The following is an 8,648-nucleotide window of genomic DNA, read 5'->3' as shown; positions in this document are numbered from 1 at the left end:
GGTTGCCGCAGTAGGTGCCGCCCTGGTCGCCCGGCTCGAAGCAGTTGAAGCGCTCCCGGCACAGCAGCGCCGCCAGCGGCACGCCGCCGCCGATGCCCTTGGCCAGCGTCATCAGGTCCGGCTCGATGTCGTACAGCTCGTGGGCGAAGGCTGTGCCGCAGCGGCCGATGCCGGTCTGCACCTCGTCGACGATCAGCAGCAGCTCGCGCTCGGCCGTCAGCGCCCGCAGCTCGCGCACGAAGCCCGGGTCGGCCACATTCACCCCGGCCTCGCCCTGCACCAGCTCGATCATCACGGCCACCGTGTCCGGCGCGATCGCGCGCTCCACCGAGGCGATGTCGTTGAGCCACGCCTTGCCGCCGAAGCCCTGCGGCATCGGCGCGTAGATCGAATCCCAGCCCGGCTTGCCGGAGGCGCTCATCATCGCCAGCGTACGGCCATGGAACCCCTGCTCGAAGCCGATGATGCCGGACGCACCGCCGCGCATCTTGCTGCCCCAGCGCCGCGCCAGCTTCACCGCGCCTTCGTTGGCCTCGGCGCCGGTGTTGCACAGGAAGACGCGCTCGAAGCCGCTGATCGACGCCAGCATCCGAGCCAGGTCCAGCGCCGGGCGGTTGTAGAAGGCCGGGCCCGGGTTCAGCAGCTTGTGCGCCTGCGTCGCCAGTGCCTCGGCGATCAGCGCCGGGCTGTGGCCCAGGCTGTTCACCGCCCAGCCCTGCACCAGGTCCAGGTAGCGCTTGCCGTTCTCGTCGATCAGCCAGGAGCCATGGCCCTCGACGAAGACGAGATCGGGCCGCTCGGTGATGGTGATCAGATGCTGCCCCGTCTGGTCCTTCTTCATGCTCATGCGGCCTCCTGCCAGTCGAATTCCATCTGCCGCGCGGTGCGCAGCGCCAGTTCGCGGCCGTGCAGCCGCTCGACCAGGTGCAGGCTCATGTCGATGCCCGCCGAGATGCCGGCCGAGGTGACGATGCGGCCCTGGTCCACCCAGCGCTGGCCCTCGCGCACCCGCAGGCCCGGCCGCAGCGCGCGCAGCGCCTCGATGTCCTCCCAGTGGGTGGTGGCCTCCAGCCCGTCCAGCACGCCGGCCTGGGCCAGCAGCAGCGCGCCGGTGCAGACCGAGGCCAGGATGCGCGCACTGCCCGCCTGGGCGGCGATCCAGGTCATCAGCTCGGGCCGGCCCAGCTCGGCGTCCACCACGCCGCCCGGGACGATCGCGCAGTCCAGCGGCGGATGCTCGCGCAGCGTGCAGTCCGGCAGCACCCGCAGGCCGGCGCGGGCCGACACGATGCCGGCCTCGCAGCCCACGGCGAACACCCGGAACAGCGGCGCCGCCCCGGCCGGCTGGCTGCGGCCATGCACGCGCGCCGCCGTGGTGAAGACCTCGTAGGGCCCCGCCATGTCGAGCAGCTCCACCTCTTCGAAAACCACGATGCCGATGTTCATGCCTGCGCCTCCTTGCCGCGTCTCGATGCCATGGGAGCGAACTTTGCGGCGCGCGGCCGATGACCGCCATGACGCAGTTCCCACCTTTCCTGCCAAGGCAGAATCGGAGGCCATGACCTGCCGCATCGCCTTCGTCCTCTTCCCCGGCTTCCAGCAGCTCGACCTGGCCGGGCCGATGGCCGTCTTCGAGGTGGCGCTGCTGGCGCAGCCTGGCAGCTACAGCTGGCGGCTGGTGTCCAGCCAGGCCCCGACGGTGCGCAGCTCCGCCGGCGTGGACTGGCCGGTGCAGGCGCTGCCGCGCCAGCTGGGCGAGGCCGACCTGGTGATGGTGATCGGCGGCGACGGCGTCGATGCGGCCTGCCGCGACACTCAGCTGACGCGCTGGTTGGCGCGGGCGAGCCAGTCCGGCGCGCGCATCGCCAGCATCTGCAGCGGCAGTCTGGTGCTGGCGGCCGCCGGCCTGCTGGACCAGCGCACCGCCACCACCCACTGGTCTCGCAGCCGGCAGTTCGCCAGCGAGTTCCCGGCCGTGCAGCTGCAGCCGGACCGCATCTACGTGCGCGAACCGGCCCGGCGGCGCGGCCCGCGGCCCCTGCCCGAACTCTGGACCAGCGCCGGCATGACGGCCGGCATCGACCTCTGCCTGGCCCTGGTCGCCCGCGATTGCGGGGAGGAGGTGGCCCGCGAGGCGGCGCGGCAGCTGGTGGTGGAGCGGCGGCGCTCCGGCGGTCAGTCGCAGTTCTCGCCGCTGCTGGACCTGCAGCGGCCGGAGGGCCGCTTCGGCACGCTGCTGGAGCATGTGCGGCGCCACCTGGGGCAGGACCACCGCGTGGACGAACTGGCGGCCCGCGCCTGCATGAGCCCGCGCCATTTCGCGCGCTGCTTCCGCGAGGAGACCGGCATGACGCCGGCCCATGCGATCGAGCGGCTGCGCGTGGAGGCGGCCCGTGCCGCGCTGGAGGGTGGCCTGCCTTCGGTGCAGCGCATTGCCGAGGAATGCGGATTCGGCAACACGGAGCGGATGCGACGTTCGTTCCAGCGGCTGCTCGGCCGCCCGCCGGCGGCGTTCCGCAGGACCGTTTAGGGCCTGTTCACACTACGGACAGGGGTCGCGTTGTGATCAAAAGGGCCGCAGACAAGGCGCAAACCGCAGGCGGGCTGGATGCCCGGCGAGGATTTGCAACGCGGGCTGCGGTCCTTTTGATCACAACCCTTCGGGAAGGCCCGGCATACGGGGCCACTCGTTGTTGCAGCCCTTGCCCGCACACGAGTGCGGGCGGCGGTCTGCGCCTAGATTGGCCCCGTATGCCGGGCCTTCGCGACCCCTGTCCGTAGTGTGAACAGGCCCTAGTCAGACACAACCCAACGGAGACACCCGCATGAGCAACAGGCAAGGACGAGTACAGGACAAGGTCGCCATCGTCACCGGCGGCGCCAGCGGCGTCGGCCGCGAGGACGCGATCCTGCTGGCGCGCGAGGGCGCCAAGGTCGTGATCACCGACCTGAACGAGGAGGGTGGCCGCGCGGTCGCCGCGGAGATCGGCGACAACGCGATGTTCGTCAGGCACGACATCGCCAGCGAGGCCGACTGGCAGCGCGTCGTCGACGCCACCGTGCAGCGCTTCGGCCGGCTGGACGTGCTGGTCAACAACGCCGCCATCCTGCAGCTCGGCACCATCGAGGACACGACGCTGGCGATGTGGCAGCAGGTGCAACGCATCAATGCCGACGGCTACTTCCTCGGCTGCAAGTACGCGGTGCAGCAGATGAAGGCCAACGGCAGCGGCTCGATCGTCAACATGTCCTCGCTGGCGGGCATCTCGGGCATGTCGGCCTTCTGCGCCTACAGCGCCTCCAAGGGCGCCGTCGCCGCGCTGACCCGCAATATCGCCGCCTACTGCAAGGCCCGCGGCTACAACATCCGCTGCAACTCGGTGCACCCGGACGGCATCCGCACGCCGATGGTGGCGGCCCTGTTCGCCAACGTCGATCCATCCACGATCACTGCCGACCAGGTGGCCCGCATGGCCGAGCCCATCGACGTGGCCAACGTCGTGCTGTTCCTCGCGTCCGACGAATCGCGCTTCGTCAACGGCGCGGAATTGCGGGTCGACAACGGCTATCTGATGTCCGGAGACTGAGATGCTTTCCTCAGCGGCGCGGGAGTTCCGCGATGCGCTCGGCAGCTTCGCCACCGGCGTGACGGTGATCACCGCGCGCGCCGCCGACGGCAGCCCGGTGGGCCTGACGGCCAACAGCTTCAACTCGGTCTCGCTGGACCCGCCGATGGTGCTGTGGAGCCTGGCCCGCCAGGCCCGCTCGCTGCCGGTGTTCCAGCAGGCGACGCACTGGGCGGTGCATGTGCTGGCGGCGGAGCAGGAGGCGCTGTCCAACCGCTTCGCCCGCGCCGGCGAGGACAAGTTCGCCGGGCTGGAACTCGACACCGACGCCGCCGGCGTGCCGCTGCTGAAGGGCTGCGCCGCGCGCTTCTCCTGCCGCACGGCGATCCAGCACGAGGGCGGCGACCACCTGATCTTCGTCGGCGAAGTGACCGCCTTCGAGCGCAGCACCGGGCGCGCGCCGCTGGTCTTCCACGCCGGCCGCTATGCGCTGGCGGCGCACAACGATCCCACGCTGCCGCAGCCGCGCAGCGCGCGCCTGGCCGGCAGCTTCGACGAGGACTTCCTCGGCTACCTGCTGGGCCGCGCGCACTTCCAGTTCTTCCGCCAGTTCCGCGTGCATGCCGAGGCCCAGGGCATCGGCGACGCCGAATGGTTCGTGGCTTCCACGCTGAGCCTCAAGGCCGGGCTGGACGAGGCCGCGATCGACGCCGCCATCGCCTACAGCCTGGGCGGCCCCTGCGGCCCGGCGCTGGCCGCGCTGCGGGCCAAGGGCTGGGTGGAGCAGGACGGCGAGGGCCTGTACCGGCTCAGCGAGGACGGCCACCGCCGCGCGCTGCAGCTGGTGGCCGCCGCCAAGGCGCTGGAGGCCGACGTGCTGGGCGCCATCGGCTACGACCGCGGCGCGGTGCTGAAGACGCTGCTGCGGCGCTATGTGGCGTCCACCGAGGCGGGCCTGCCCGACCTCTGGGTGTGAAGAACGGCAAGTAACCCAATCGATATTTGAACGACAACGATGGAGACGAGACCTTGAAGAAGAACAGGATCCCCGCGCAGCCGCGCCCGACTTCGCTCGCCGCCGCGGCGGCACTGCTCGCGGCAGCCCCCGCCTGGGCCGGCTCGGCCACCCTCGGCGACGAGTTCAGCGTGGACTACTCGCTGACCGCCACCTACAGCCTGGCCCGCCGCATGTCCGCGCCGGCGGACGCGCTGGTCAACGGCCCGGTGAGCCCCGCCACCGGCCTGCCCAGCACCGTCAACGCCGACGACGGCGACCGCAACTTCAGCAAGGGCGCGCTGATCGCGAACCGCCTGAGCCTGCTCGGCGAGCTGGACATCAAGCGCCGCAACCTCGGTGTCTTCCTGCGCGCCACCGGCTTCTACGACGCGGCCTACCACGGCATGAACGACAACGACTCGCCCGCCACCGTCAACAAGAGCGGCGCCAACAACGCCTTCACCGACGAGGCCCGCCACTACATGGGCCAGCGCGCCCGCATGCTGGACGCCTATGCCTACGGCAAGTTCGAGCTGGGCGAGGAGTCGAGCCTGGACCTGCGCATCGGCCGCCAGGTCGTGCAGTGGGGCGAGAGCCTGTTCTTCCCGAACATCGCCGCGGCCCAGGGCCCGGTCGACGCCACCAAGGCCACCGTGCCGGGCATCGAGGTCAAGGACATCCTGCTGCCGGTGGGCCAGGTCTCCACTTCGCTGCGCGTCAACAAGGTGCTCAGCCTGATGGCCTATGCGCAGTGGGAGTACAAGCCCAACGAACTGAACCCCGTGGGTAGCTACTTCTCCTACGCCGACGTGGTCGGCCCCGGCGCCCAGTACCTGGCCATCGCCCAGGGCTTCAACGCGATGCGCGGGGACGACATCAAGCCGCGCAACTCCGGCCAGTGGGGCCTGGGCGCGCGCCTGCGTGTGGGCACCGAGACCGAGCTGGGCCTCTATCACCTGCGCTACCACGACAAGAACCCCAGCGTGGTGACCAACTTCGTGATGGTGCCGAACCCCGACCCGTCCACCGCCGCGGCCGCACCCTACATCCCCGCGCCCACCGGCTACAACATCGCCTACCTGGCCGACGTGAAGCTCACCGGCGCCAGCATCGCCACCAAGTTGGGCGACTTCAGCATCGGCGGCGAGATCACCCAGCGCTCGAACCAGCCAGTGCTGGTGAACACCGCGCTGGGCCCGATCGCCTCGCGCGCCCGCGCCACCCAGGCGCAAGTGAACTTCATCTACTCGGACGGCCCGAGCTGGCTGGCCGACTCGACCACCTATGTCGGCGAGCTGGTGTACCTGAGCGTCGGCGGCGTGCAGGGCGCCACGCTGGTGGCCGCCGGCATCCCGGCCTATGGCACGCCGACCGTGCCCTTCGCCTCGACCGGCCTCAACGCCACGAAGACGGCCTCGGCCGCGCAGTTCACCGTCTCCCCCGGCTACAACAACGTGTTCAACGGCTGGGACCTCTCGGTGCCCATCACCTACGCCCAGCAGTTCAGCGGTATCTCCGCCGTGCCCGGCGCGCTGGGCAGCCTGACCGGCAAGGGCGACAAGCGCCTGAGCATCGGCGCCACCTTCAAGTACCTGAGCAACCTCGAGCTGGGCCTGAGCTACTCCGCCTACCTCGGCTCGCCGGACCCGACCTACCGCACCCTGGCCGACCGCGACAACCTCGCCTTCAGCGCCAAGTACACCTTCTGAGACAGGAGACACGATCATGAACCGCAAGACATCCCAGCTCTGCGCCGCGCTGGCGCTGGCCTTCGCCGCGCTGCAGGGCGCCGCCGCCCGCGTGACGCCCGCCGAGGCCGAGGCCCTCGGCAAGGGCCTGACCTGCTTCGGCGCCGAGAAGGCCGGCAACAAGGACGGCAGCATCCCCGAGTACACCGGCAAATGGCTGGGCGCGCCGGCCGGCGTGGCTTACAAGGGCGCGGGCACGATCAACCCCGACCCGTATGCGAACGAGAAGCCGCTGTACGTCGTCACCGCGGCCAACATGGGGCTGTACGCGGACAAGCTGTCCGACGGCCAGAAGGCCCTGCTGCAGAAGTATCCGAACAGTTACAAGCTGCCGGTCTACCCCAGCCATCGCGATTTCCGCATGGCCGACTGGCGCTGCGATCGCTCGCGCGAGAACGCCGTCAAGGCCGAGGTGATCGACGACGGCCTGGCCGTCAAGGGCCTGCGTGGCACCGCGCCATTCCCGATCCCCAAGACCGGCCTCGAGCTGCTGTGGAACATGAACATGCCGGCCCGCGCCTTCCAGGAGGACGCCACCTACGACCAGGCGGTGGTCTACGCCAACGGCAGCCTCGCCAAGGGCCGCACCGGCTACAAGATCCTCTCGCCCAGCAACGACCCGGCGGCGGACAAGGGCACCGACGGCGTGTCCACCAGCTTCTACCAGAAGACCCTGGCGCCCGAGCGCAACAAGGGCGAGATCATCGTCGGCCAGGAGTACTTCAACAACAAGACCAACCCGCGCGGCGCCTGGCAGTACAGCCCCGGCACCCGGCGCGTGCGCCAGCTGCCGGCCTTCGGCTTCGACATGCCGCAAGGCCCCGGCGGCTTCCGCACCGTCGACGACGACCGCCTCTTCAACGGCTCGCCCGAGCGCTACAACTGGAAGATCCTCGGCAAGCGCGAGATGCTGGTGCCCTACGACGCCTATCGCATCGACGACCCGAAATACAAGTACGCGGAGCTGCTGACGCCCGGCCACCTGAACCCCGAGGCCACCCGCTACGAGCTGCACCGCGTGTGGGTGCTGGAGGCGGTGCTGAAAGAAGGTTTCCGCCACCAGTACGCCAAGCGCGTGCTCTTCATCGACGAGGACAGCTGGCAGGCGCTGCAGGCCGACAACTACGACTCCCGCGGCCAGCTCTGGCGCGTCTCGATGGTGCATTCCAGCTACGACTACGGCGCGCAGTTCATGCAGGCCCGCGTGGCGGTGTTCCACGACCTGGTCTCCGGCGCCTACATGGCCGACCGCTTGATCAACGAGGCCGAGCATCCGCCGGTGCTCAACGGCGGCACGCTGAAGCCTTCGATGTTCACCGCCGAGGCGGCGCGGGAGGACGGCCGCTGAAATGGAGCCCCTCGCCCAGTCCCGCCGCGCTGGACGCGGGCGGGCCTGGTCGGTCCCCCGAGGGGAGCTCGGCCCGGAATGCCGGCTTTCATGCGTCGCAACCGTTCGCCCTGAGCCTGTCGAAGGGCTCGTCGACGGACGAGCGCGTCGGCGGCGCGGCCACGTCCGAACGGACGATGCCGCGCCGCCGGGCCGCTTCAACAATGGCCCCGACCCGATGAGGACGATAAAGAGAAGCGATATGGAGACGACAGAAGGACAGCGGCGCTTCGACGGCGTGGCCGTCGTGACAGGCGCGGCGCAGGGCATCGGCCGTGCGCTGGCCCGGGCGCTGGCGGGCGAGGGCGCGAGGCTGGTGCTGGCCGATATCGATGAGGCCGGGCTGGCGGCGCTGCAGCGCGAGCTGGGCGACGACAAGGCGCTGGCGCTGCGCACGGACGTGAGCCGCGCCGACGACATCGAGCGCCTGCGCGATGCGGCGCAAAAGCGCTTCGGCCGCGTGGACTGGCTGTTCAACAACGCCGGCGTGCTGCCCGGCGGCAGAAACTGCTGGGAACTCGATGCTTCCCAATGGCAGCGCGCGCTGGACATCAACCTCGGCGGCGTGCTGCACGCGGTACGCGCCTTCGTGCCGCTGATGGTCCGACAGGGCGGCGGGCACATCGTCAACACCTCCTCGATGGGCGGCCTGCTGGTCGGCCCCTGGATGGCGCCCTACACGGTCAGCAAGCACGGCGTGACCGTGCTGAGCGAATCGCTGCAGCTCGAGCTGGCAGCGGCGGGCCTGCCGATCAAGGTCTCGGTGCTGTGCCCGGGCGCGGTGGCGACCGGCATCGCCGCGGGCTTCGCGGCCGATGCGGATACGGCGGCCGGGCAGTTCGCCGGCGGCCTCAAGCAAGCGCTGGCCACGCACGGCATGGCGCCCGAGGAAGTGGCGAGGCGCGCGCTGGACGGCGTGGCCGCCGGCCGCTTCTGGCTGCTGCCTCATC

At 70.4% G+C, this 8,648-nt stretch carries 8 protein-coding genes; 6 read left to right on the top strand and 2 right to left on the bottom strand.

Going from position 1 to position 8,648, the window contains the following annotated elements; translation table 11 throughout:
- Together B0W88_RS26995 and B0W88_RS26990 are read right to left on the bottom strand one after the other, a co-directional pair.
- Positions 1-841, bottom strand: an 841-nt coding sequence (locus tag B0W88_RS26995) for an aminotransferase class III-fold pyridoxal phosphate-dependent enzyme (protein WP_077037674.1), incomplete at its 3' end; no start/stop codon positions are given.
- A 2-nt stretch (positions 842-843) separates the two neighbouring features.
- Positions 844-1,446: a DJ-1/PfpI family protein gene (locus tag B0W88_RS26990; protein ID WP_077037673.1), complete on the bottom strand. Its 603-nt coding sequence runs from the start codon at positions 1,444-1,446 to the stop codon at positions 844-846.
- A 112-nt stretch (positions 1,447-1,558) separates the two neighbouring features.
- Here B0W88_RS26990 and B0W88_RS26985 point away from each other — a divergent pair, with 112 nt between their 5' ends.
- The 6 genes from B0W88_RS26985 to B0W88_RS26960 all read left to right on the top strand — a co-directional run.
- On the top strand, positions 1,559-2,530 hold the full coding sequence (locus B0W88_RS26985) for a GlxA family transcriptional regulator (RefSeq protein WP_077037672.1): 972 nt from the start codon (positions 1,559-1,561) through the stop codon (positions 2,528-2,530).
- 295 nt (positions 2,531-2,825) lie between these two features.
- Entirely contained in the window at positions 2,826-3,587 is a 762-nt protein-coding gene (locus tag B0W88_RS26980; protein WP_077037671.1) for a glucose 1-dehydrogenase, read from the top strand.
- A gap of 1 nt (position 3,588) precedes the next feature.
- Positions 3,589-4,542: a flavin reductase family protein gene (locus tag B0W88_RS26975; protein ID WP_077037670.1), complete on the top strand. Its 954-nt coding sequence runs from the start codon at positions 3,589-3,591 to the stop codon at positions 4,540-4,542.
- Between the two features lie 53 nt (positions 4,543-4,595).
- A complete protein-coding gene (locus B0W88_RS26970; RefSeq protein ID WP_077037669.1) occupies positions 4,596-6,272 on the top strand; it encodes a DUF1302 domain-containing protein in 1,677 nt (558 codons plus the stop codon).
- Between the two features lie 16 nt (positions 6,273-6,288).
- Positions 6,289-7,659 carry a DUF1329 domain-containing protein gene (locus B0W88_RS26965; protein ID WP_077037668.1) on the top strand — a complete coding sequence of 457 codons (1,371 nt, stop codon included), beginning with the start codon at positions 6,289-6,291 and terminating at the stop codon, positions 7,657-7,659.
- Between the two features lie 241 nt (positions 7,660-7,900).
- Positions 7,901-8,648, top strand: a 748-nt coding sequence (locus B0W88_RS26960; RefSeq protein WP_077037667.1) for an SDR family NAD(P)-dependent oxidoreductase, incomplete at its 3' end; no start/stop codon positions are given.

This window comes from Pelomonas sp. KK5 (assembly GCF_001984095.1).
Lineage (GTDB): Bacteria > Pseudomonadota > Gammaproteobacteria > Burkholderiales > Burkholderiaceae_C > KK5.
This window is presented reverse-complemented; position numbering and strand designations above follow the sequence as displayed.

What these genes read in the sequence shown, in the direction of transcription:
- B0W88_RS26975 (WP_077037670.1), top strand. Translation starts at nt 3,589, where the DNA reads ATGCTTTCCTCAGCGGCGCGGGAGTTCCGCGATGCGCTCGGCAGCTTC.
- B0W88_RS26965 (WP_077037668.1), top strand. Translation starts at nt 6,289, where the DNA reads ATGAACCGCAAGACATCCCAGCTCTGCGCCGCGCTGGCGCTGGCCTTC.
- B0W88_RS26985 (WP_077037672.1), top strand. Translation starts at nt 1,559, where the DNA reads ATGACCTGCCGCATCGCCTTCGTCCTCTTCCCCGGCTTCCAGCAGCTC.
- B0W88_RS26980 (WP_077037671.1), top strand. Translation starts at nt 2,826, where the DNA reads ATGAGCAACAGGCAAGGACGAGTACAGGACAAGGTCGCCATCGTCACC.
- B0W88_RS26990 (WP_077037673.1), bottom strand. Translation starts at nt 1,446, where the DNA reads ATGAACATCGGCATCGTGGTTTTCGAAGAGGTGGAGCTGCTCGACATG.